This window comes from Paracoccus litorisediminis (genome assembly GCF_009711205.1).
GTDB classification, from domain to species: domain Bacteria; phylum Pseudomonadota; class Alphaproteobacteria; order Rhodobacterales; family Rhodobacteraceae; genus Paracoccus; species Paracoccus litorisediminis.
The window spans coordinates 367,871-390,634 of record NZ_WMIG01000002.1 but is presented as its reverse complement, the minus strand read 5'-3'; the positions used below and the strand labels follow the sequence as shown (position 1 = coordinate 390,634).

Sequence of the window (22,764 nt, the reverse complement as noted above, 5' to 3'; positions counted from 1 at the left end):
ATGTCAACAGCGATGCCTATTCGGTCAGGCGGTATTCCACGATCTGGGTCTGCTGGAAGGCGTGGAAATTGTCGTCCGCGATCAGGGTCAGCCGGATCCCATTGCCATCGTCCCAGACCGACATCCCCTCAAGATTGTCATATTGCAGCGGGTACGAGGTCAGCAGCACCTGTTCCTGCGACAGCCCCTCGGCGGTCATGTCAAAGCGCCGGACGCGGCTGCGGAAACCCAGCAGCCCCATGAAATCACGCTCAAGCAGGTAAAGTCGCCCGTCGGGGCCGACATCGGCATCGACGGCAAGGAAGTCTCCGCGTCGGGGGATGCTGAAGGGCTGGTCCCATTTCCCGTCGCGAAAGCGCCAGACCGGGAAGGGGCGCTTCAAGCCGCCCGAGCGTTCCGGGATGGTCAGCAAGGTGTCATCCGCCATGATCGCCAGCGATTCCAGCGAGGAATTGCGCTGCAGCTTGCGAAACGCGTCGATGCGGGGCAGCAGATGAGCGGGGCTGTCGGGGCTGTCGTGGCCCACCACGCGGGTCAGCCCTTCATAGCTGATCCAGATGCGACCGTCGCGGCCGATGGCCAGCCCCTCGCTGTCGCCTTTCAGGCCGGGCTGCAGTTTCTGACCTTCGCTGTCCCGTAGCCGGGTGTGGCCCTGAGTGATCAGATTGGTGATGCGACCCGCATCATCCCGCTCGATCCGGCCCCAGCGCAGGGTGGCACGGTCGGAAAGCGCGATGAATCCCGCCCCGTCATCATTGATGTGAAGGCCAGAAAAGCCGCCGAAATCGACATCCGACATGCTCCAGCGATAGGTGCCGACATGCTCGACGCGGGGCAGATTGCCGGTGCCCGGGCTGACCGAGCCCGCCGTGCAGGAATGCGAAAGCAGGACCGCGAGCCCCAGAAATGCAAGTGCGAGCCCGCTGAGGGCTCGCCTTGTCCATCCCCGGTGTGTCGCGCCTTGGCTTAACGTGCGGTGGCGACGGCCTGGCATTGGCGGGGCATCTCACTTAGTCGATAGCTGCGGGGGTGGCGATAATCGGGATCGGGCGGCACGGGCTTGACCCGGCTGGGATCGATGCGGTTCTTGATCCATTCGGCGGCCTCGGCGCAGCCGTCGCCTGCGGGCGGCGCATCCTGCTGCTGGCAGGCGGAACCCGCCGGGCAGCTGAGGCGGACGTGGAAATGGTACTGGTGGCCGTTGATCGGGCGCACCTTGCGCAGCCAGCTGCGGTTGCCCTTCTCCATCTGGCACATGGCGACCTTGGCCATTGGATCGATGAAGATGCGCTCGACCCGCGGATCGCGGGCGGCGGCGCGGATGATCTGCATATGCGAGGCCGACCAGTTTCCGGACAAGGCCGTGCCCTTGCCATTCGTCACCGAGACCGAGGAAATGCCCTCGCGCTGACCGGGGGAGAGTTGCAGGCTGGGCGGCGGCATCAGCCAGATATCGGCATCCAGCCCCATCTGGTGGCTGGCATGGCCAGTGACCATCGGGCCCCCGCGAGGCTGGCTCATATCGCCGATATACAGCCCCTTCCAACCCGCCTGCCGCGCGGCCTGCGACAGGCCGATCACGAAATTCACCAGCTCGGGATGGCCCCAGTTGCGGTTGCGCGACAGGCGCATGGCCTGCCAGGTCGGGCCGGTTTCCGGCAATTGCACCGCGCCGGTGACGCAGCCCTTGGAATAGAAGCCGATGGCGGCGGGACGCCCGCCGGTCGGACCGCGGTTCGCGCCAAAGACATCCTTGGCAAGCGGATCTGCCGTAGCGGGCAGCGCAGCCGCCAGCGACAAGGCCAGCATGCTCAGGAATTTGCGGATCACTGCTCGGGTTCCCCTCTTGCTTTGACCCAGTGTAACAAAACCAGCGAAATAAGGAACATCACGATCAGCGGAGAGATGCCCAGCCGCAGGTTTCCGCTGAAATGCGTGACCAGCGCGATCAGGAAAGGTGCAAGGAAAGTCGTGGCCTTGCCAGACAGCGCGTAAAGGCCAAAGACCTCGGTCGCGCGTTCGGGGCTGGTATGCAGGACGACCAAGGTGCGCCCCGAGGCCTGCAGGACGCCGCCCGCGCCGCCGATCAGCGCTCCGCACAGGAAGAACAGCGCATCGGGCAGGCGCGAACCCTCGGGCAGGGGGAAGCCCATGATCTGGCTGCGATCCATGCCGATGACGATGGCGCAGACAAGGATCAGGGCCAGCGTGCAGATAATTGTCACCGGTTTCGGCCCCCAGCGCCGGTCGGCCCGTCCGCCCAGCCAGCAGATCACCGTGGCCGACATGGCCGCGACAATGCCGAAGATCCCCGACAGGATCACCGGCCAGCCCAGCACGGCGGCGGCGTAGATCCCGCCGAATGCATAAAGCCCGTTCAGCGCATCGCGCGAGAACATCGAGGACAGCAGGAATGCCGCCAGCGAGCGGCGCTGGCCAAGACTGAGGATCAGCCGCCACAGGTCGCGCATCGCGCCCCCGATCCGCAGCGGGCGTTTTGGTCCCGGGGTTTCGCGCACCCAAAGCGCAAAGGGGATCATGAAGACCAGAAACCAGATCGCGGTGAAGGGACCGACGGCGCGCGTGCCCTCGCGCAGCGCTGCGTCCAGCCCAAGGATCGGCGGAATGCCCAGCAGCGTCAGGCCGGTCTGCGCGTTTTCGGCCAGCAAAAGCAGCACCGCGAACAGCGACAGCACCCCGCCCAGATAGCCAAAGGCAAAGCCCGAGCCGGAGACCCGCCCGATCTCTTCCCTTGGCGCAAGGCCGGGCAGCATGGCATTGGTGAAGATCGTCGCGAACTCCATCCCGATCAGGCCAAGGCCAAAGCAGATCAGAACCGGGATCAGGTTGGGCTGATCGGGGGCAAGGAACCACAGGCCCCAAGCACCGGCGACATAAAGCGCCGAACAGGCCCAGACCCAGATCAGCCTGCGCCCGCTATTGTCGGCGACCGCGCCAAGGATCGGGGCCAGCACCGCGATGATGAAGCCCGAAATCGCCAGCCCGTAACCCCATAGCGATTGCGAGGCGGCGGCGGCGGCCTCGGGTGTCAGGCCCTGTTGGGTGTAATGCGCCCGGGCGATTTCGGCGAAATAGACCGGAAAGATGAAGGTGGTCAGCAGGGTGGAATAGGGCTGGCTGGCCCAGTCAAAGAACCACCAGCCCCAGATCTTCTTGTGCTGCATGCCGGTCGTCCCGCCCTTGTGTCTTTGTGCGGGCATATGGCCAATGGCGGCTCAGGCTGGCAAGTCGTCTTTCGGATCGCCGAATGCCAGATCCGGCAGGACCGGAGGCCAAGGCCGCTGTGCATCCGCCGCGATCCATGCCTGCACCCAGTCGGGCAGTTCCGGGCTGGTCGTGTCGCGGCCAGCCGCCTCCATCAGCCGGGCGGGCGGGACGATCCCGTCGGCCGAGGTGATCGCGCCCCGCAGCAGCATGTGGTTGCAGCATTCGCCTTTGCGCCAGATGCTCTGCTCCATATACAGGAAGCGCGCGTCCCAGCCCAAGGTGCGCGAGACCATGGTGAAGCGGTCGAAGCCCCTGACCCGGCGACGATAGCGCAGCGAGTTCCCGGCGACGGTGATGCCCCAGCCATTGTCGCGCATGGTGCCGATAATGCCGGTCCGGACCGCCATCGGCACCCGACCAAGGTCGTAAAGCGTCAGGGTGCGGCCGTTGTTCAGCTCGATCCAGGGGTCCAGGTCCCAAGGCCAGCAACGATGGGTCGAGACATGCGGGTCAAGCACGCCAATGCGCGGTGCATTGCGGTATTTCAGCATCTCGGCGGCAAAGCGCAGGATCGGATACATCGCCCCTCCTTGTATGGAACCCCGGCTATGCGCTGGATCGGCCAAGGTCAATCGGGACGCAGCGGCGCGCAGGGTTGCGCAAGGGCGGGTGCTGCCTTACCTGTCGCTGGCATGGATTTGGCGAGGAAATGATGGGCACGCTGTTCGAAGCACTGATGCTGATACTTGACGTGGTGTGGTTCGTGATGATCGCCCATATCATCATGTCCTGGCTGATCAACTTTCAGGTGCTGAACCTGCGCCAACCGCTTGTCTGGCAGATATGGAACGGTCTGAACCGGGTGCTTGAGCCGCTCTATGCCCCGGTCCGCCGCATCCTGCCCAGCACCGGATCGCTGGATCTGGCGCCGCTGGTGGTCTTCATCGTGATCATCATCGCCCAGCGTGCCCTGATCAACAACGCCGGCTGGTTCTACGGGTTCTGAGCATGTCCGCAGCCCCTCTGCTGCGGCAGGTCTTCGGCTTTGACGGCTTCCGTCCGGGTCAGGAGGAGATCGTCGATGCCGTTGCCTCGGGTCGCGACGTGCTGGCGATCATGCCGACGGGCGGGGGGAAGTCGCTGTGCTATCAGCTGCCTGCGCTGATGCGGGACGGGCTGACGGTAGTGGTTTCACCGCTGATTGCCTTGATGCGCGATCAGGTCCGCGCGCTGACCGAGGCCGGGGTCGCTGCCGCAGCCCTGACCAGCGGAAATTCCGAGGATGAGAACTCCGAGGTGCTGCGCGCACTGTCCGCCCGCGAATTGCGCCTGTTGTATATCGCACCGGAACGGCTGGCCTCGGGCGCGACCTTGCCCTTGCTGCGTCGCGCGGGCGTGCAGGCCATTGCCGTCGATGAGGCGCATTGCGTCAGCCAATGGGGCCATGACTTCCGCCCCGACTACCTGCGCGTGGGCGAGCTGCGCCGCGCGCTTTCGGTGCCGCTTGCCGCCTTCACCGCCACTGCCGATGCCGAAACCCGCGATGAGATCGTCGCCCGCCTGTTTGGCGACGCCGCGCCGCAGGTCTTCCTGCGCGGTTTCGACCGGCCGAACATCCATCTGGCTTTCCAGCCCAAGGACGGGCCGCGCCGCCAGATCCTTGATTTCGCCACGGCCCGCCGGGGCCAATCGGGCATCGTCTATTGCGGCACCCGCGCCAAGACCGAAACCCTGGCACAGGCGTTGAATGAGACCGGACTGGCCGCCGTCGCCTATCACGGCGGGATGGAGCCGGATAACCGCCGCGCCGTCGAGACCCGTTTCCAGCGCGAGGACGGGCTGATCGTCACCGCCACCGTCGCCTTTGGCATGGGCATCGACAAACCCGATATCCGCTGGGTCGCCCATGCCGACCTGCCGAAATCCATCGAGGCCTATTATCAGGAAATCGGTCGCGGCGGCCGCGATGGTGCCCCCGCCGAGACCCTGACCCTTTACGGCCCCGACGACATCCGCCTGCGTCGCAGTCAGGTCGACGAAGGCCTTGCCCCGGTCGAGCGCAAGGCCGCCGACCACACCCGGTTGAACGCGCTGTTGGGGCTGGCCGAATCCGCGACCTGTCGGCGGGTCGCGCTGTTGGGCTATTTCGGCGAAAGCGCCGAGGCTTGCGGCAATTGCGACATCTGCGATGCCCCGCCCGCGACATTCGATGGCACGCAGGCCGCGCAAAAGGTGCTCTCTGCCATTCTGCGCACCGGCGAAACCTATGGCGCGGGTCATATCATCGACCTGCTGATCGGCAACCCGACCGAGCGTATCAGCGCGCGCGGCCATGACCGGCTGCCGACTTTTGGCGTTGGCAAGGATCTGTCCCGCAGTGAGTGGCAGGCGGTGGTTCGCCAGATGCTGGGCCGCGACCTGATCCGCCCTGATCCTGAGCGACATGGCGGTCTTGCCATTACCGCGGCCGCCCATGCTGTTCTGCGCGGCGAGGAAACCGTCACCTTGCGCCGCGATCTGGTCAGCCGCGCGCGACCCGCAGTCGTCGTGCGCACGCAGGTCGACGAGGAGGACGCGCCTCTGCTTTCCGCCCTCAAGGCCCGTCGCCGCGCCTTGGCCGAGGCGGCGCGCGTGCCCGCCTATGTGATTTTTCCCGACCGCACCCTGATCGAGATGGCTCAGTCCCGTCCGATGACGCTGGACCAGATGGCGCGCGTGAATGGCGTCGGGGCCAAGAAACTGGAAAGTTACGGTGAGGCATTCCTGCGCGTCATCGCTGGCGAGGTGGCGCCCATGCATCCGGCCCGGAAAGCTTTGGCAGGTCGTCCCTCGGCAGAGCTGTTTGACCGGCTGTCCGCCGCGCAAATCCGCTTGCAACGCGGCGAGGACGGGACGGAAAAGCCGCTTTCCGTCGGAACCTCGACCCTGCGCCGGATCGCCGAGGATCGTCCCGATGATCTGTCTCGCTATCTCGACCTGGCAAGGCTTGACCGCTTCGGCGCGGCCTTCCGCACCGAGATTGACAACGACTAGGCTGCCGTATTTGCGCGCCCTGCGTCGCCGGGCGTGAATATCGCCTCTCCATATCGACAGACGACGCTCTGCGACATTGCCCCTGATCGCGACCGCTATTGGTAACTGCGCACCAGTGCCGTCGCCACCAGTTGCCATCCGTCCACGACGACAAAGAATGCCAGCTTGAACGGCAGGGCGACCACGGCTGGCGGAACCATCATCATCCCCATCGACATCAGCACCGCCGAGACGACCAGATCGATGATGAGGAAGGGCAGCGAGACCAGAAAGCCGATCTCGAAGGCACGCTGGATCTCGGTCAGCATGAAGGCCGGGACAAGGACCGACAGACGCGCAACGTCGCCTTTGGGTTCGGGCGACAGCTCGGCCAGCATTTCCAGCGTCTCGGGATCGGCGCGTGCCTCCATGAAGTTGCGGAATGGAACGATGCCGCGTTCAAAGGCCTGTTCGATGGTGATCTTGTTGTCGCGAAGCGGTGCCCCTGCAACATTCCACGCCTCGGTCAGAACCGGGCTCATGACGAACCAGGTCAGGAACATCGCAAGCGAGACGATGACCATGTTGGGCGGCGCCTGAGAAAGGCCGATTGATTGCCGCAGGACCGACAGGACGGTTGCGATGAAGGGAAAGCAGGTCACCATGATCGCAATGCCGGGCGCCAAGGAAAGGGCGGTCATCGCGGCCAGAATCGTGATCGTATGCCGACCGACCCCGTTGCCTGCTGCCTGTGCCACCTCGCCCCAAGGCGCCGTTTCCTGTGCGATTCCGACCTGAGGAAGCAGAACCGCAATCGTCAGCAGAAGCAGCCTGGTCATGACCGTTGTGCGGTCCCAAGAATACGGACGCAAAGCCGGTTGTCGCTTTCCCCGCCCGAGGTCAACTCGCCATGGGCGATCACCTTTTCGCCCACGCAGATTTCGACCCCGTCCGAGATCTCCTGATCCAGAGTCACGATATCGTCACGCGTCAGGCGTGAGAGTTCCGCGATTGTCATCCGGGTCCTGCCCAGACGGATCGTGATTTCGACCTGAATCTGGTCTGTTGCAATCATTCCGACCAAATCGTCCATGACTATTCCTCGTGTGTGAATTCCTGAATGATGGATCGGATGGATGAGATCATCCGCTTTGGCTCGATCAGCACGCGACCGCCTGCGCCCTTCAGTTCCACAGTGCTGCCGGTATCCGCGCTCTCGATGACCAAGATCGAATCACTACCGATTTGTGCGATGCAGTCGCGGACCGGAACTGCCATCTCTGACGAACAGGTGATTTTGACGGTTGTGCCGGAACTGTCTTCGGTCAGGACCCGCAGGGCCTGCGAAAGCTGTTCAATCAGTTTTTCACGACCATAACGTGGGCCAAGCTGATCGACGATCGAGATCAGGACAGGAAGCATCGCCTGCAGCGTATCCTGCCGAATTTGCGCGAATTCAGACGCCTGTTGCGCAAGTTGCTCGCTGATCCTGCCGATCTGTGCGGATAGCTGGTCGATACTGCGCGCATGGGCGTCCTGACGGCCTTGCTCAAAGCCCTCCTGCCAGGCCCGCTCCAGATCGGCCTCGGTCAGGGATCGTGGTGTCACCACCGGGCGGGCGAAGGATTCCAGCCGTAGCGCCGGGCCAATCAAATCCGATCCTCCCGCGCCTCAATCCATCCCGAAAGCAGCTTCACGCTTTCCTCTTTGCGGGATTTCATCAGCTCTTTCAGCCGCTGCACCGGATCGCCATTGCCGATCGCAGCGGGATCGAAGTCGATTTCGGGGATGGCGGCCGAAGCTGGTGGCATCTCCGGATCTGCGGTGATCTCGCGTGCGGTCAGCGCAGGAATCTCGGTCGGTCGGGACATGTCCAGCAGGGCTTCATTCTGGCGATTCCGCCGGATCGGACGCAGGACGAAGGCCACACAGGAAAGGATGAAAAGACCAGCCAAAACCAGACGCAACAGGCTGTTCAGATCAAGGCGAGAGAGCATCCCGGCCTCTGTCGCAAGCGTCCCAGCATCGGACAGCGTGGCAAAAGCCAGCGATTTAACCGTTAGCTGGTCTCCACGCCCCTCATCAAAGCCGACGGCCGAGGCGACCAGTTCGCGGATTGCATCAAGATCACCGGCTTCGCGGGGGACGAGTTGTGGGTTGCCACTCTCGTCGGGTTTGTTGATGCCGTTGACAAGGACGGCAACGGTCAGTCGGCGGATGGCACCGGGTTGACGGTTGACCTCGCGCGTCAGCTTGCTGACTTCGAAGTTGGACCTTTGCCGGGTCTCGGAGCGTGACGCACGGCTTTTGTCGCCGTCATCCTGCTGCCCTTCCGGTAGGTTCGATGCCGCGGTGACCGTTCCGGGCGCGGTATTCGAGCTTTGGTCCGCCAGCTCTTCGCTCTCTTGCGAAATCAAGGCGCGCTGCTGGGGATCGAAGCGCTGTTCGGTCAGGACCTCGGATTCGGTCACCACATCCAGGTTCAGCTCGACGACCGCGTTCCCGCTGCCGACATGGGCCTCAAGGATGCGCTCGACGTTGCGCTTCATTTCACCCGCGCGATCATCCATCGCGGCGTCATCGCCGGTCGAGATCACGCCCCGTTCACTGTCGATGACTGTGACCCGCTCTGCCGACATCCCCGGAACGCCGGAAGACACCAGAAACTTCAGCGCTTTGGCCTGCGAACGACTGATCGGAGTGCCGTCCGTGGTCAGCGTGATCGAGGAACTTGCCTGTGCCTCGCGCCGGTAGCCACGGCCATTTGGAACCGCCAGATGCACCCGCGCCGATTTTACATTGGGCAGGGCCAGAACGGTGCGGGCCAACTCGCCTTCCTTCGCGCGCCAATAGGCGGCGTCGAACATCTGCGACGTGGTGCCAAAGCCCGACATGCCGTCCAGTATCTCATACCCGGTCCCACCCGAGGCAGGCAGCCCCTGACCCGCCAGCGTCATCCGCAGCGCGTCGCGACGGCCTTCCTCGACCCAGATGGTGTCGCCGCGAACCTCGAAGCGGATGCCCGAGGCCTCGATCGAGGAAACGATGGCACCGGATTGCTCGGGCGCCAGCCCCGAAAACAGCGGAGCCAGCGTCGGGCGCGAGGCCATCCATGACACGCCGGCAATCCCCAGAAACGTGAGGACGAAGGCCAGAACCAGGGTAACCCGCTGATTCAGACTTCTTTCACGCCAGTAATCCTGCAGCTTCAGCATGCGTGTCCTTCGAATCGGCCTGTGACATGACCAGACCCTTCTGACACGGCGCGGATTAAGAATTGGTTAGCCCGCAGGTGATATCCGATTGAGGCCAAGACGGAGAATCACCATGGCTGACGCCGCCCTTTCCCCGCCCGACACCGTTCAGAAAACCGGCCGCAAGCCGTTCCTGTTCATCGCTGTTATCGCCGTGATGCTGGGTGCGGGCTTTGCCTCGAGCTTCTTTGGGATCTGGTCTCCGATGGCATTGCTGCCCGCCGGAAAGGCCCAGCATGAGGTCAAGCCGCTGCCCGCGATCGAATTCGTCTCGATGCCGCAGATCGTGGTGACGCTGGCCGGGCCACAGATGCGCACGCTGATCATGGCGGTCGAGGTCGAGACCACGCCCGAGAAACGGGCGGAAATCCAGTTGCTGCTGCCGCGGCTGAGCGATGCCTTCAACACCTTTCTGGCCGAGATCGACCCGTCTGCCTTCGAAAAGCGCGGGATTCTTGAAATCGTCCGCGACGAGTTGGCGACGCGCGCGATCTACATCCTTGGAAAGGATGCTTTCACCGACATTCTGATTACGGAGTTCCGCATTCAATGACCGTTTCCCACCTTCTTCAGGCTGGATTTCTGCTGTTTTCCGTCGGTCTGGCCTTCTTCTGCTTCCTGCTCGCGCGGCGGCTGCGCAAGCTGAATGATCTGGAAACCGGGCTTGGCGGGGCCATCGCCGTCATGACCAGTGAGATCAGCCGCCTTGAGCGATCGATTCAGGCCGCCAAGTCCGAGGCGATGGCCGCCACGCGCGGGCTGGCCGATGAGATCGAGCGCGCCAAAGAGGAACGTGCCTTCTGGGTGCTGCGAAAGAAATTCGCGGAAAACACCGCGGCAGGCTCGGGCAGGCTCAGGCGCAAACGCCGCGCTCCGGCCCGCGAGATGACCAATGCGTAGGCCACTGCTTCAGGTTTTCGGTGCAGCTATGCTGCTTGCGGCAGCGGCGCAGGCTGTGTCCCTGCTTGGGGGAACCGGGCCACTACGCGCGAATGCCGAGCCTGCGGCGCTACTGAAGGGCTGCGACGATGTCCCCGAGGCTGTGGCTCTGGCTGAAACCCTTCAGCAGCGGGGTCTGCGGATCGAGAGCTATATCAAGGACATCGACCGGCGAAAGACCGAACTGGCCGAGGCCGAGAAACAGTTGACCGAAAAGCTGGTCGAGTTGCGCAAGTTGCGTCAGCGCATCAACGACCACAACCAGCAGGTTGATCAGACCCAGAACGACGAGATCACCCGCATCATCGCCATGTACGACCAGATGAAGCCGGAACAGGCCGCGCAGGTCCTGGCCAATCTGCCGCCCGATTTCGCGGCGCAGATATTGATCCGGGTGCAGCCGGAAACCGGAGCAAGGATCATGGCCTCTGTCGAGCCGCATCAGGCCGCGGTTCTGACCTCGTTCATGGGCGTTGCTCGCGCAAATCAGAAACAGGAGTAGGCCATGTTTGGCATGATTGGGATCGTCCTGACCTTTGCGACGGTGTTTGGCGGCTACATCCTGGCAGGCGGAAAATTGGGGGTGATCCTGCATTCGCTGCCCTATGAGATGATGATGATAGGTGGCGCGGCGCTGGGGTCTTTCCTGCTGTCGAATGAGACCTCGGTGATCAAGCAGTCACTGGGCGGGATTGGTCGTTCGCTGAAAGGGCCAAAATGGCGTGAATCTGATCTGCAGGACGTTTTGTGCCTGCTGTTTCAACTGCTGCGGATCGCGCGCGCCAACCCGATCGAACTGGAAAGCCATGTCGAGGACCCAGAAAACTCACCTATCTTTCAGGCATTTCCCCGTATTCTTGCCGATGGACATGCGGTTACCCTGATCACCGACACGCTGCGCTCGGCCAGTCTGAACTACGACGACCCCTATCAGGTCGAGGAGATGCTTTCCCAGCGTATCAATCTGATGAACGAAGAAGCACTGCACGCCCCGCATGCGCTGCAGAATATGGCCGATGCGTTGCCTGCACTGGGGATCGTGGCGGCGGTGCTGGGTGTGATCAAGACGATGAGCGCGATCGACCAGCCGCCCGAGGTTCTGGGCAAGATGATCGGCGGTGCCTTGGTGGGGACGTTCCTGGGGGTGTTCCTGGCCTATGCGTTGGTCGCACCATTCGCGCAGCGCCTGCAGGCGGTAACGAAGCAGGATCAGTCCTTCTATGACGTGATCAAATCCGTGCTGGTGGCCGGTCTACATCAGCATGCGACCAACCTATGTGTCGAGGTCGGCCGTCAAACCGCGCCCGAACATGTTCGCCCCAGTTTCGGTGATGTTGAAAACGCGCTTCGAGACCTGAAGAGGGCATCATGATCGCGGCGCTGACCCTTGCCGCGATGATCGCGGCAACCGATGCGGCGGCGGGACTTTCTGTTCAGCACGATTCGGCGACGGCACTGATCGCAGACGCACGTGGCTGGCTGCTGAGCGGTGAGCCCCTGCCCAAGGACATGGCCTTGCGTCTGCAGCGGTTGGACCCGGCCGCACGGATCACGGTGCTGGTGTTCCTGCGGCGCTCCGGGCTGATGACCGGCCCCGGCTGGAGCGCTGAGCAGATTCTGTCTCCCCCTGATGTACCGGAAACTGCCGAATGAGCGATGTGCAGGCCTCGTCGACCGGGCAGGGGTCGCTGCGTCCATTGCTGATCACGGCAGGGCTGGTCATTGTCGTTCTGTCCATGGTGCTGCCCTTGCCCGCGGCGGTCCTTGATGTCGGCATCGCCTTTTCCATTGCGACAGCAACCCTGATCCTGGTGATGGCGGCGCTGGTCGAGAAGCCGACCGACTTTCAGGCCTTTCCGGTGCTGCTGCTTGTGTCCCTGCTGATCCGGCTGTCCCTGAACGTTTCATCGACCCGGTTGATCCTGACTCATGGACAGAACGGCCCCGAGGCCGCAGGCCATGTCATCAACGGCTTTGCGGAATTCGTCGCAGGTGGCTCGCTTCTGGTCGGGCTGACGGTGTTCGCGGTCATCTCGATCGTGAACTTCATGGTCATCACCAAGGGTTCGGGCCGGATGGCCGAAGTGTCGGCACGGTTCGCACTGGATTCCCTACCAGGTAAGCAACTGGCAATCGACGGCGACCTGAATTCGGGCGCGATCGATCATGAAGAGGCCAAGCGCCGTCGCATTCAGGAACAGAATGAAATCAGCTTCTTTGGCTCGCTCGACGGGGCGTCGAAATTCGTCAAGGGCGATGCGATTGCGGGGCTGCTGATTACCGTCGTCAATCTGTTCGTCGGGCTTGCGGCAGGCATCCTGGTCCATGATCTGCCTGTCTCCGAGGCCTTCTCGACCTATTCCCGGCTGACGATCGGCGATGGGCTGGTTTCGCAGATCCCGGCGCTGATTACCTCGATGGCTGCGGCGCTGCTTTTGTCGCGGGGCGGGGCGTCTGAGACGACGGCAGACCTGCTCTCGCGCCAGATGCTGTCGAACTGGCAAGTGCCTACTGTCGTGGCTGGCGGGATGCTCATCGTTGGCATGATCCCCGGCATGCCTGTCGGGGTGTTCGTGACGCTGGCCGCGGCCTGTGGGCTGGCCGGTTGGGTAATCCGCAAACGCAGCCTGAATGCCCCTGCCAATGATGCTGCGCAAGACAATCTGCCTGCTCCGCTGCCGATCCAAAACAAAATCGGCGATGTCCTGGATACCGAGGAGATCAGCGTCGAGATTGGTCCCGGCCTGATTGCAAGCGCGCTCGATCAAGGACGGGGGTTGGGTCAAAGGATTACCAATCTGCGGCTGCATATTGCCCGTGCCTTTGGGCTGATCCTGCCCGATGTCCGCATCACTGACGGGACGGATTTCGGACCGGGCGAATATGTCATCCGGCTGCAAGGTGTGGTGCGGGGGCGAGGTACGCTGCTGCCGGATCGCGTGCTGGCCTTGGGTGCCGAGGGCGTTCTTGGCCATATCCCCAGCGAGGAAATCAGAGAGCCGGTCTATGGCAGCCCCGCGAAATGGATCGATCCTGATGATCAGGATGAAGCCGCGATCGGCGGCGCAACGATCGTCACGCCCATGGAGGTGCTGTCCACCCACCTGATGGAGGTCGTGCGAACCAATCTGGCCCTGCTGATGACGATGACAACCATGCAGCGCATGATCCGCGAGCTCTGCGATGTCTCGGACACGCATCGGGCACAGGTCAACCAGCGCTTCTTCGACGGGATGGTCCCCGACAAGGTTTCGCCCGAATTGCTGCTGGCGGTGCTGCGGGCCATGCTCGAGGAAAGGCTGTCGGTGCGAAATCTCGTGCTGATCACTGACGCCGTCTATGAGGCCCGCAATGCCGCCTCGCCCGAAGCTGTCTATGAACAGGTGCGGCGCCGCATGCGCGGCCAGATCTGCGAGCAATATGCCGCCATCGACGGCCAGCTTGAGATCCTGCAGTTGCATCCGATGTGGGAGGCCGAATTGACCCGCGCCGAAAGCGAAGCAGGGCGCTTGGGCAATGCCGCCCTGCCGCAGTTGCAGCAGAAGTTGACCGAGGCACTGCGCAAACTGCTGGCGACACTGCCACCCGCGCAAGAGTTCGTCCTGACCGTGCCCGACCATCGGCGGCGCCTGATCCGAATGATTCTGGGCAGCGCCGGGATCTCGATGCCGGTCATGGGGCTTGATGAGATCGATCCGGCGATCCGCGTCCGGCTGTGCGGAACGGTCGCCTCGTGACCGAGCTGCTGCATGATCCACGCATGACGGCGATGTTCGGGGCGATGCTGCTGGTCTATTGCCGCGTGCAGGCATGCATTCTGGCGATGCCCGGGTTCTCGTTGCCCGGCCTTCCGGCCCGCATCCGCATCGCGGTGGCCATGGCGATGACGCCGCTTCTGGCCGAGGGGGTCGCGATTCCGCCGGTGTTGAATTCGATCGCATGGTTCGGGGTGGCTTGCCTTGCCGAGCTGGTGACCGGACTGGCACTGGGCATGCTGGTTCGGCTGTTTTCCGCGGCGCTGGACGTTGCGGCAGCGGCGATCGCGGCAACCGCCTCGCTTTCGCAGCTGATCGGCGCCGCGACGGAATATTCGCCCCATCCGATCGGCAATCTGCTGCATCTGGCCGGCCTTGCTGTGCTGATGGCCATGGGCTTCCCGCTGGCCGTTTGCGAGCTGCTGCGCGACAGTTTTGCCCTGCGCGCGGTGGGCGAATGGCCGCAGATCACGACTTTGCTGCCGGTGGCGATCGATATGCTTTGGCAGGGATTCTTGCTGGCGCTGATGCTGGCCGCGCCGTTCATCTTGGGTGGATACCTGTTTCAGGTGCTATCCGGCATGATCAGTAAGGTGATGCCGGCATTGCCCGTCACATTCATCGCAGCACCCGGGGCGATCCTGCTTGCGCTGGTCGCTCTGGTCTTGCTTGCGCCTGCCACGGTTTCGCTGTGGGCGCAGGCGGTGCTCTCCTCAATGCAGCAGGTGCTGGATTGAGCGGCTCTGAAGATGATGACGACAAGCAGTTCGATGCCAGCGAGCACAAGCTGCGCCGGGCACGCGAGGAAGGGGATATCCCCCGCTCGGCCGAGCTGTCATCGGCCCTGACCTATCTTGGTCTGTGGGGTGCGCTCAGCCTGGCGGTCGTCTGGCTGGTTCCCGACTGGACGGCAATGGCGGCGCGGGGACTTGGGGCCGAGCCTTGGCCGGATGGCCGCGGCAAGTCGGTCATGGATCTGGCCCGAGCTATGACCGGGCAGGCAGGGCTGGGGATCCTTGCCATCCTTGTGATCATTGCGCTGCCGGTCCTGATCGGCCTGATTGTGCAGCGCGCGATCATCGTCACCCCAAAGAAGCTGTTGCCCGATATCAACCGGGTAAATCCGCTGAAGAACGCCGGTCAGAAGTTTGGCCGCTCAGGACTGGTCGGCTTTGCGATCTCATTGGGCAAGGTGTCGCTGGTCGCTGCCGGGGGGTGGTTTCTTTATCGTTCGCTTCTGGGCTGGATCCTGTCCACGAACGCCATGGCCGAAATGCAGTGGATCTCTGGTCTTGATGACGTGACCCGCAAGGCGCTTTACCTCGCGCTCGGCATTGGCGCGCTTTTCGCCGGGATCGACGTGCTGTGGAAACGGTTCGAGTTTCTGCGCCGCCAGAGGATGTCCCGAAAGGAAATGCAGGACGAATACAAGGACAGCGAGGGCGATCCCCATTTCAAGGCTGCACGCCGTCAGAAGGGTGTCGACATCGTGATGAACGCGATGCTGGCCGATGTCGAAAAGGCCGACGTGGTCATCGTCAACCCGACCCATTACGCCGTTGCGCTGGAATGGAAACGGGGCAGCGGTCGTGCTCCGGTTTGTCTTGCCAAGGGTGTGGATGAGGTTGCACGCCGCATCCGCGAACGTGCGACCCAGCACAATGTCCCGATCTGGTCCGATCCACCATGCGCAAGGGCGCTGCACGCGACCGTGGAAATCGGACATGAAATCAGCACCGAGCAATTCGCCCCCGTCGCCGCCGCCATTCGCTTCGCCGAAGCCATGCGCCGAAAGGCACGCGGCGGCTGGACAAACCTGCCTGTCGGAGGACCACGCCCATGAGTCGTCAAACCCAAGGCCTGAACCGGCTCGAACGATTGGCCCGCCTCAAGTCGGATATCGAGATGCGGCGATTCTCGGCATTTCGGCAAACCGTCGAGGCCGCGCGCCTGCGCATCGCGGCGGTCGAGCAGGATCTGCAACGCCTCTACGATACCGAGACGGATTTCTCGGTGAGCGAAGCCAGACTGGCAAACGCCATCGCGCAAGAGCTCAGCCGGGCGCTTCTGAAAGCCGAGCGGGACCTGCAACAGATGCTTCCCGGTTTCGAGGCCGCTCGCATCCGTGCGCAACGCGAATTCGGTCGCGCAGAAGTTCTGAAGACGCTGCAGGTTCAATCTGGTTTGGAGGATCGGTTGATCGCGACGCGAAAACGTGAGCCGCAGGCTTAGTCGGCTGCTGTGCAGGCGATCCGGTTATTCGATGTTCCGGTGGCGATCGGTTCTAGAATGAATCCCCCTGCACATTAGCGAAGCTGGCATCATGGCCAGGCAAGGTCAGCCAAGCCTCCCAGATTCGGGCGTTTGGTCGTCAGTTCACCGGGCGACTTACTCACCCAGAGGTCCCTCAACTCCAACCTGCCCTTTCGCACAGAAATGCAAAGGCCCATCACGTGGCTCTTTGCAACTTCAGGTAATCGGCCTACAAATGAACCATCTGGTTCGCTCCGGTGATTTTTCTGAGTGGAAGCCCCTGATCCCAAGGGCAGATTTTAAGGAGCTCCGGTTGATGGAGAAGGGTACTTCGGTCATGAAAGGGCGCAAGTTCCTTCAGGTGCTGGAGGGTGCGCGGACGATCTTTCTGAGGGATGGTTTCGAAGGCGCAAGCGTCGATGACATCGCGCATGAGGCCGGGGTCTCCAAGGCCACGCTTTACAGCTATTTCCCCGACAAGCGGATCATGTTCACCGAGGTCTTTCGCAACGAACTGGCCCGCGACACTGCCGATGCCGGCGCGCTGCTCGAGGTGGATCTGCCGGTGCGCCAGATCCTGCCTTTCATCGTGCAACTGATCTCGGCCCATATCGTCTCGGACTTCGGGCTGGCCATGTATCGGGTCAGCGTCGCCGAGGCGGACCGCTTCCCCTCGCTCGCCCGCGAATATTACGAATCGGGCCCGGTCCAGCTGCGGCTTCAACTGGTCCGCTACCTGCGCCACCGCGCCGCGCGCGGCGAATTGGAGATCGCCGATTTCGATCTTGCCGCGGATCAGCTGATCGAACTGGCCAGCACAACCCTGCATGATCGCGCGCTGTTTGCCGGGCGCGAAGCCATCGATGCCGAGCTTTTGCGCAAAGTCTGCGACGGGGCGGTGCGCATGTTCCTGGCCTGCTATGGTACCAGCCTGTCCGAATTCAGGGGGCAGGGCGCGTAGAAAGGTCACGCCCTCGGGGGAATACGTCGCAACGGCTTCATTTTTCTGGCTCGTCTTCCTATGATGCGGCCACCAAATTTCAGCACCCTTGGATGAACTTGATGAACCGAGCCCTTCTGCTTCTTGCAGCTCTTTCTCCGCTGGCCGCTTGCGCACCTGCGCCCGCGCCTGAGCCCATCCCGCAGGTTGCGCCTGCGCCCATCGCCCCGGTTGCCGGTGTGTCGGGCCTTCAATCGCGCGAGCCCGATGCCTGTCACGCCAAGGACTATGTCTCGGCGCTTGGCCAGCCCGGCACCGTGATCCCGTCGCTGGGCATCACCCGCGAACTCCGCGTGGTAGAATATCGCGGCATCGAGCCGCAGGAATACAACCCGCTGCGCATCGTGTTCCGCCTCGATGCTTCGGGCAAGATCTACAACATCGACTGCGGCTGATCCGGCCAATGCGATTCCCGCTGCCGGCAAGGCTGGCAGCGGGTCTCAGCGACCTACCGACAGTTGTCGGTCTGGAACAGTTTACCGTCCGAGAAGAACTCCATCTTCTTGTAAGGATGCAGATAGAGGCGATATGTCGGGCCACCGTCGGTCGTCAGGCCGACTACGGCGGTTCTCTCTGCAGTTTCTTCCACAGCGAGGACGCTATATTGAGTGTCGTTAGCTGAAACCGACCGAAGGTCAGCGTCGAATTCCACCCGATATTCCCGTTTGGGGCTTTCACAGACCAGGGAGACCGGGTCGCTCAGCGATATCTGTGGGATGATGGCAGCGGTGGACAGAGCAACAGCCAGAAGTTTCACGAAATGATCTCTCCGCATGGTATCGGTGCATTGCCGATGCCGTCGCATGGGATCGCGTTGCAAGCGCAAATCAGTTGGTGAGGCTTTGGGCAGGTCGACCCACATGCTGCCATGAAACTGCAGCGACATCCTGTGCTTGATCGGGAAGTGGAGGCGGGTACCGCCCCCTTTGACGGGTAATTGCTCGTCGCAGCATGTAACATTTTCTTCGCAATACCAGCAATTTATCCCGGGCGGGTGTAACACTCCGTTGCGTCCAGTTGCATCCATCCGCTATCCTTTTTGTTGGGTAGTGCGTGGGTACGAAATGCCGAAGTTGGTTTCCGAACTGTCCCCCATCGAGGTAAAGCGGCTCTCTCATCCGGGAGGGGCACGCCCGAACGCGCTTTTCGCCGTGGGCGGCGTGACCGGCCTTCACCTGCAAATTACCCGCAACGGCGCGCGAAGCTGGATTCTGCGAGCGACGATCGGCGGCAAGCGTCGCGACTTGGGTCTAGGCGGCTATCCCGATGTGACGCTTGCCCAGGCACGAGAGAGGGCACGGGAGGCCAAGGATAAAATTTGGCGCGGCATTGACCCTGTCGAGGAGCGGAAGGCTGCCAGGGCCGCGTTGGCGGCCGCCCAGAAGCGCGGGATGACGTTCACGGATGCTTTCGAGAAGTATGCCGCAGCGAAGTTGGGTGAGCTTGGCACAGACAAGGATCGTATTCGCTGGCGGTCATCCATCGAGCGACATGTGCTTCCCCATGTCGGGGAGATGCTGGTCGCGGACTTGACCGTGCAAGACATGGTGCGGATGCTGGAGCCGATTTGGCACGAAAAGACCGACACGGCTTCTCGGGTCCGGGCCAGAGTCGAGGCAATCTTGTCCTGGGCGATCGTGGCCGGTCACAGGTCGGGCGATAATCCAGCGCGATGGCGGGGCAACCTCGATGCCCTGCTGCCGAGGCCCGGGAAGATCGCGGATACAGAGAACTGGCCGGCTGTTTCGCTCAACGCCGCGGCGCCATGGTTCGCTGCTCTGCGGAAGCGAGACGGTATCGCGGCCCGCGCTCTGGAGTTCCTGACCCTGTGCGCAAGCCGCTCTGGCGAGGTCAGGGGCGCGACTTGGGACGAGATCGACGCCAAGGCAAAGGTCTGGACGATCAGCGCCGATCGAATGAAGGCGGGGAAGGAACACCGGGTTCCTCTGACTCACGAGGCGCTGTCTATCGTCGAAGCCATGCCGAGGCACGCTGGTAGCCCCTACATCTTTACGGCACCCCGTGGCGCGCAGTTCTCAGACATGGCGATCAGCGCAGTCATGCGCCGGATGCACGCCGACGCGGTAAAGGCTGGAGAGAAGGGCTGGCTCGATGCTCGCTCTGGTCGCCCTGCGGTTCCCCACGGGCTGCGCTCGACCTTTCGTGACTGGGCTGCCGAGCGCACGGATTATCCCCGCGACATGGCCGAGATCGCCTTGGCACACACCGTCGGCTCGGCTGTCGAGCGGGCCTATCGTCGTGGCGACATGATGGAGAAGCGCCGTGCGATGATGGTCGACTGGGTGAAGTTTCTAGGAGCCGAGTAATGGATAAGCGGGTTCTAGATGCGCTCGTGGGTCTTAGGTACCGCAACTCAGATGACGCGATGCGCGAGATTGCCAAGTTGGTCCGCGAGGGTTGCACAGAGCCAATCTTTGTCCGCGTGCTGGCAGACCTCCTGGATCCCGGCGTCAAAACTACTTCCTTGGGGGCGAAATTTCGACTGGCAAGAACCACTGGGAAGAAGGCACCCCCTAAAAAGCCAAACTACGAGCTACGTATCTTCTTAGAGCGGTTTCTGGACATCTTCCCTGACGAAGAACCGGCGGAAGCCGTGAAGGCCGAGGCGGCGAGGCGGTTCAATGTGTCTAGATCCACGTGCGGAGAAGAAATCGCCACTATGCGCAAGTGGCAAGAACTACAGCCGGATGAATTCGAGTCGAGAAAAGCCGACGCCCTGCTACTACGCGAGTTAGGCGACCCGGACTATCTTCCCCTTTGGCCGGATAAGTAGTCACTTAACCGGACCCGCATTCTCGTGCATCCACGATAAATGTCGTCAGATTGAAAAGCATTCCGCAAACACGGGGTGCGAGGTGAAGCATCCCGAATCGCACGAGGATGCAGAATGTACCTGACCGACAAACAGATCGCTGATCGCTACGGAGTGACGCGCCCGACCATTTGGCGCTGGACCCGGACCGACCCGACCTTCCCGAAGCCCATTTCCCTTTCGCCCGGCTGCACCCGCTGGAAGCTCGATGAAATCGAGTCGTGGGAAGCTGCACGCCGCGCGGCCTGAGAGGATCAATATGCAGATGCAAATGGAAAGCCTCGGCAGCGCTGGCGGGCGCCCCGAGGCGGTATTCGAAGTCTTCTGGAATCGGTTCGATCATAATCTGGAACGGCAGTCCGCGGCAAGCGCGGTAATCGAGGCGGTGCTTGATTGTGATCCCGTCGATCGGGTGCTGTTCCTCGAAACGATCCTCGATCAGATCCGAGCCGGTTGGCCGAGCAGCTATAATATAGATCTAATCCAGGAAGCCTCATACTGGGCTGACATTTCGACCCGCCAGGAACGCAAAGCCTATCTCTGGGCCTGCTGGCAGCGCCTGCCGGCCGCTGATCAATCCGCGTTCCTGAGGCGCGTCCAGGGGAGGGCGGCGGCATGAGGGGCCTTCGCATCGCACTGCTCCGCCGGAAATATGGCTTTGACGCTGAACGCGCGGCTCTGCTCGCCTCGGTGATCTGGGGTGGCGATCATGAGTGACCTTCGCTCAGTCGACGAGCTGCTCTGGTCTTGGCCGACAGTATGCAAGACGGCGACCAATGAATGGGCACGAAGCTTTGCCCAGTCAATTCAGCGGAAATCCCGGCGCCCCAACTGGATGCCATCGCCCAAACAGCATCAGTTGATGAACCGCATGGTCAGCCAACTCTACCAGAATGACGGGGACGACTTTCCCTTGCTTGAGGATGACTAATCGGTGGGGAGAGATCGAAAGAACGAGCAGCAGACGGAGCATTGGACAAAGATGCTCAGGGCAACGATGGAGACTCCTGCGTGGCGGGCACTCTCTACCACTGCGCAGGCGCTTTATCCGTGGCTGAAAATGGAATGGAAGGGGCCACAGGCCAATAACAACGGCAGGATAAGTCTTCCCGTGCGTGAGGCAGCAGAGCGGCTCGGCTGCAACATGAAGACTGCCGCGCGCGCGTTCCACGACCTACAGGCCAAGGGCTTCCTTGTCCTGCGCACCCATGGACGGATGGGCGTCGAGGGCAAGGGCGCGCCTCCTGCATATGAGATAGCCGAATTGGCGATGCCCGGTGAGACCGCTGGCTGCAAGCTCTACCTGCGCTGGCAGAAGGATGGTGACTTTCCGGTTGGAGCGCATGCTCCAGTCAACCCGAGAGGGCACAACGGGTTATTGACTGGTGAGTCAAAAAACAAAATCCCGTCCCCAAAATTGGGACGTGTCGTCCCCATAAACGGGACGAAAGCATGAGCTCCAGTCCCCAAAATCGGTACGCCCAGTCCCCAAAACTGGGACGAAAAGGACCGGTTCTTGCCCATCTCCAGTCCCCAAAAACGGGACATCCTTATCTACCACTACCTAGCGCAGGCGCCCGAGGGGTGGGGGAGGGTTCGAAACCTGTTCGCTTCGGCCCGGGAACCCGCGTCCCAAGTCTCTTCACACATCCGCAATTCAAACTTTCGGAGGCATCCGATGCCTAGGCAGAAACAACCCCTCTCAAAAGCCCGTCTGACCGGCGCTGATCGGAAAGATCCGCAGCGTTACCGTGACCGCTCTGAGCCTGCTGGCGGTGGACCCGTGGGCAGCCCGCCTGCCCACCTCGATGCCGAAGCAAAATCGTTCTGGCGCATCTTCGTGAGCGAGCTTCCGTGGCTCACAAAGTCGGATCGTGCCCTGCTAGCCTCGGCATCTATACTGAGGGCACGTGTCGTGGCTTCCCCTGAGGGGATGACCTCGGCGCTCGTGCGGGAATACCGGTCTCATCTGTCATCGCTTGGTGCAACGCCGGTCGATCGGCAGCGAGTGGGATGGAACCCCGGCGATGATGAGAGCGATCCGTTCGGGTTTCTTGACAGACCGACGCAATGACGAAGATTTCCCCGAAGGAACGCCTCGTCGGTGAACTGTCAGTTATCATTGCCGCGCTAGAAAATCTAAAGCGGCGCACCAGCGGCGTTGTTCTGGCGCTGGGTGGAGACATGACCGACGACGGCGGCACAGCACTGATTGTCGCACAGTTGCGCGCCACCTGCGTTGAGCGCAATCACCCGCTCACGGGCGATGGATGGACAACCGAGCGTGCTGCAGCGGCCCTCATCGGCGTTGCTCCCTCCACCCTGCGGGGCTGGCGCGATCACGGCGATGGTGTCGCATGGCGCAAACTGCACAATGGCATGGTCCAATATTCATTGGTCAGCTTGGCCGAATATCTCGCGGATCTTCCTCAGAACACTGCTGAAACCCGCTGAATAGCGCTGAGCGTTACCGTGATCGGGGAAAGCAAT

Annotated in this window: 28 protein-coding genes; 19 read left to right on the top strand and 9 right to left on the bottom strand. The window is 62.3% G+C overall.

The genetic code is table 11. From position 1 onward, the window contains the following. Window positions 1–16: 16 nt before the first annotated feature. Genes GL300_RS07340 through GL300_RS07325 form a run of 4 tightly spaced genes read right to left on the bottom strand, consistent with a single transcriptional unit; the run spans window position 17 to window position 3,809 of the window. Window positions 17–994: an esterase-like activity of phytase family protein gene (locus GL300_RS07340; protein ID WP_155038951.1), complete on the bottom strand. Its 978-nt coding sequence runs from the start codon at window positions 992–994 to the stop codon at window positions 17–19. Further along, window positions 967–1,830, bottom strand: a complete 864-nt coding sequence (gene mepA, locus GL300_RS07335; RefSeq protein WP_343042924.1) for a penicillin-insensitive murein endopeptidase — start codon at window positions 1,828–1,830, stop codon at window positions 967–969. Before mepA ends, GL300_RS07340 begins: the two co-directional genes overlap by 28 nt. After that, window positions 1,827–3,185 carry an MFS transporter gene (locus tag GL300_RS07330; RefSeq protein ID WP_155038950.1) on the bottom strand — a complete coding sequence of 453 codons (1,359 nt, stop codon included), beginning with the start codon at window positions 3,183–3,185 and terminating at the stop codon, window positions 1,827–1,829. The genes mepA and GL300_RS07330 overlap by 4 nt, the downstream gene beginning before the upstream one ends. 51 nt (window positions 3,186–3,236) lie before the next feature. Then, window positions 3,237–3,809 carry an acyl-CoA thioesterase gene (locus GL300_RS07325; RefSeq protein ID WP_155038949.1) on the bottom strand — a complete coding sequence of 191 codons (573 nt, stop codon included), beginning with the start codon at window positions 3,807–3,809 and terminating at the stop codon, window positions 3,237–3,239. Between the two features lie 131 nt (window positions 3,810–3,940). On the opposite strand from GL300_RS07325, the gene GL300_RS07320 reads away from it, so the two are divergent. Beyond that, window positions 3,941–4,234, top strand: a complete 294-nt coding sequence (locus tag GL300_RS07320; protein ID WP_155038948.1) for a YggT family protein — start codon at window positions 3,941–3,943, stop codon at window positions 4,232–4,234. Between the two features lie 2 nt (window positions 4,235–4,236). Then, entirely contained in the window at window positions 4,237–6,261 is a 2,025-nt protein-coding gene (gene recQ / locus GL300_RS07315; protein ID WP_155038947.1) for a DNA helicase RecQ, read from the top strand. 95 nt (window positions 6,262–6,356) lie between these two features. Here the strand turns inward: recQ and fliP are convergent, their stop codons facing one another. The 4 genes from fliP to fliF are packed head-to-tail and all read right to left on the bottom strand — an operon-like array spanning window position 6,357 to window position 9,455. Then, on the bottom strand, window positions 6,357–7,079 hold the full coding sequence (fliP, locus tag GL300_RS07310) for a flagellar type III secretion system pore protein FliP (RefSeq protein ID WP_155038946.1): 723 nt from the start codon (window positions 7,077–7,079) through the stop codon (window positions 6,357–6,359). Beyond that, window positions 7,076–7,333: a FliM/FliN family flagellar motor switch protein gene (locus GL300_RS07305; RefSeq protein ID WP_155038945.1), complete on the bottom strand. Its 258-nt coding sequence runs from the start codon at window positions 7,331–7,333 to the stop codon at window positions 7,076–7,078. Before GL300_RS07305 ends, fliP begins: the two co-directional genes overlap by 4 nt. A gap of 2 nt (window positions 7,334–7,335) precedes the next feature. Then, a complete protein-coding gene (locus tag GL300_RS07300; protein ID WP_155038944.1) occupies window positions 7,336–7,893 on the bottom strand; it encodes a FliH/SctL family protein in 558 nt (185 codons plus the stop codon). Then, window positions 7,890–9,455, bottom strand: coding sequence for a flagellar basal-body MS-ring/collar protein FliF (fliF, locus tag GL300_RS07295; RefSeq protein WP_155038943.1), 1,566 nt, complete (start codon window positions 9,453–9,455; stop codon window positions 7,890–7,892). The genes GL300_RS07300 and fliF overlap by 4 nt, the downstream gene beginning before the upstream one ends. Window positions 9,456–9,567: 112 nt before the next feature. Here fliF and GL300_RS07290 point away from each other — a divergent pair, with 112 nt between their 5' ends. The 11 genes from GL300_RS07290 to GL300_RS07240 all read left to right on the top strand — a co-directional run bounded on the left by GL300_RS07290 (window position 9,568) and on the right by GL300_RS07240 (window position 17,836). Continuing rightward, complete coding sequence (locus GL300_RS07290) at window positions 9,568–10,047, top strand: flagellar basal body-associated FliL family protein (protein ID WP_155038942.1); 480 nt, start codon at window positions 9,568–9,570, stop codon at window positions 10,045–10,047. After that, a complete protein-coding gene (locus GL300_RS07285) occupies window positions 10,044–10,394 on the top strand; it encodes a hypothetical protein (RefSeq protein ID WP_155038941.1) in 351 nt (116 codons plus the stop codon). The genes GL300_RS07290 and GL300_RS07285 overlap by 4 nt, the downstream gene beginning before the upstream one ends. Before the next feature lie 28 nt (window positions 10,395–10,422). Next, window positions 10,423–10,935, top strand: coding sequence for a MotE family protein (locus GL300_RS07280; protein ID WP_246195102.1), 513 nt, complete (start codon window positions 10,423–10,425; stop codon window positions 10,933–10,935). Between the two features lie 3 nt (window positions 10,936–10,938). Then, a complete protein-coding gene (gene motA / locus GL300_RS07275) occupies window positions 10,939–11,805 on the top strand; it encodes a flagellar motor stator protein MotA (protein WP_155038939.1) in 867 nt (288 codons plus the stop codon). After that, window positions 11,802–12,086 carry a hypothetical protein gene (locus GL300_RS07270; RefSeq protein WP_155038938.1) on the top strand — a complete coding sequence of 95 codons (285 nt, stop codon included), beginning with the start codon at window positions 11,802–11,804 and terminating at the stop codon, window positions 12,084–12,086. Before motA ends, GL300_RS07270 begins: the two co-directional genes overlap by 4 nt. Beyond that, window positions 12,083–14,170: a flagellar biosynthesis protein FlhA gene (locus GL300_RS07265; protein ID WP_155038937.1), complete on the top strand. Its 2,088-nt coding sequence runs from the start codon at window positions 12,083–12,085 to the stop codon at window positions 14,168–14,170. The genes GL300_RS07270 and GL300_RS07265 overlap by 4 nt, the downstream gene beginning before the upstream one ends. Further along, the gene (locus GL300_RS07260) at window positions 14,167–14,925 is read left to right on the top strand and encodes a flagellar biosynthetic protein FliR (protein WP_192336185.1); all 759 of its coding nucleotides are present in this window, start codon (window positions 14,167–14,169) and stop codon (window positions 14,923–14,925) included. Before GL300_RS07265 ends, GL300_RS07260 begins: the two co-directional genes overlap by 4 nt. Then, on the top strand, window positions 14,922–16,031 hold the full coding sequence (gene flhB, locus GL300_RS07255) for a flagellar type III secretion system protein FlhB (RefSeq protein WP_155038936.1): 1,110 nt from the start codon (window positions 14,922–14,924) through the stop codon (window positions 16,029–16,031). The genes GL300_RS07260 and flhB overlap by 4 nt, the downstream gene beginning before the upstream one ends. Further along, window positions 16,028–16,420 carry a hypothetical protein gene (locus GL300_RS07250; RefSeq protein WP_155038935.1) on the top strand — a complete coding sequence of 131 codons (393 nt, stop codon included), beginning with the start codon at window positions 16,028–16,030 and terminating at the stop codon, window positions 16,418–16,420. The genes flhB and GL300_RS07250 overlap by 4 nt, the downstream gene beginning before the upstream one ends. A 337-nt stretch (window positions 16,421–16,757) precedes the next feature. After that, window positions 16,758–17,402 (top strand): TetR/AcrR family transcriptional regulator, encoded by a 645-nt coding sequence (locus GL300_RS07245; protein WP_155038934.1) that lies wholly within the window; start codon window positions 16,758–16,760, stop codon window positions 17,400–17,402. Window positions 17,403–17,503: 101 nt separating this feature from the next. Then, window positions 17,504–17,836, top strand: a complete 333-nt coding sequence (locus GL300_RS07240) for a hypothetical protein (protein ID WP_155038933.1) — start codon at window positions 17,504–17,506, stop codon at window positions 17,834–17,836. Between the two features lie 53 nt (window positions 17,837–17,889). On the opposite strand, the gene GL300_RS07235 is transcribed toward GL300_RS07240, so the two are convergent. Further along, window positions 17,890–18,468, bottom strand: a complete 579-nt coding sequence (locus tag GL300_RS07235; protein ID WP_155038932.1) for a hypothetical protein — start codon at window positions 18,466–18,468, stop codon at window positions 17,890–17,892. 37 nt (window positions 18,469–18,505) lie between these two features. Here GL300_RS07235 and GL300_RS07230 point away from each other — a divergent pair, with 37 nt between their 5' ends. From GL300_RS07230 to GL300_RS07205, 6 genes are all read left to right on the top strand, one after another. Next, the gene (locus GL300_RS07230) at window positions 18,506–19,768 is read left to right on the top strand and encodes a tyrosine-type recombinase/integrase (RefSeq protein ID WP_155038931.1); all 1,263 of its coding nucleotides are present in this window, start codon (window positions 18,506–18,508) and stop codon (window positions 19,766–19,768) included. Further along, entirely contained in the window at window positions 19,768–20,235 is a 468-nt protein-coding gene (locus GL300_RS07225) for a hypothetical protein (RefSeq protein WP_155038930.1), read from the top strand. Before GL300_RS07230 ends, GL300_RS07225 begins: the two co-directional genes overlap by 1 nt. Window positions 20,236–20,349: 114 nt before the next feature. Next, entirely contained in the window at window positions 20,350–20,523 is a 174-nt protein-coding gene (locus GL300_RS07220; protein ID WP_155038929.1) for a helix-turn-helix transcriptional regulator, read from the top strand. Between the two features lie 10 nt (window positions 20,524–20,533). Further along, the gene (locus GL300_RS07215; RefSeq protein WP_155038928.1) at window positions 20,534–20,893 is read left to right on the top strand and encodes a hypothetical protein; all 360 of its coding nucleotides are present in this window, start codon (window positions 20,534–20,536) and stop codon (window positions 20,891–20,893) included. A gap of 378 nt (window positions 20,894–21,271) precedes the next feature. After that, on the top strand, window positions 21,272–21,730 hold the full coding sequence (locus GL300_RS07210; protein WP_170297618.1) for a GntR family transcriptional regulator: 459 nt from the start codon (window positions 21,272–21,274) through the stop codon (window positions 21,728–21,730). Window positions 21,731–22,344: 614 nt separating this feature from the next. Continuing rightward, window positions 22,345–22,728, top strand: coding sequence for a hypothetical protein (locus tag GL300_RS07205; RefSeq protein ID WP_155038926.1), 384 nt, complete (start codon window positions 22,345–22,347; stop codon window positions 22,726–22,728). Window positions 22,729–22,764: the final 36 nt, after the last annotated feature.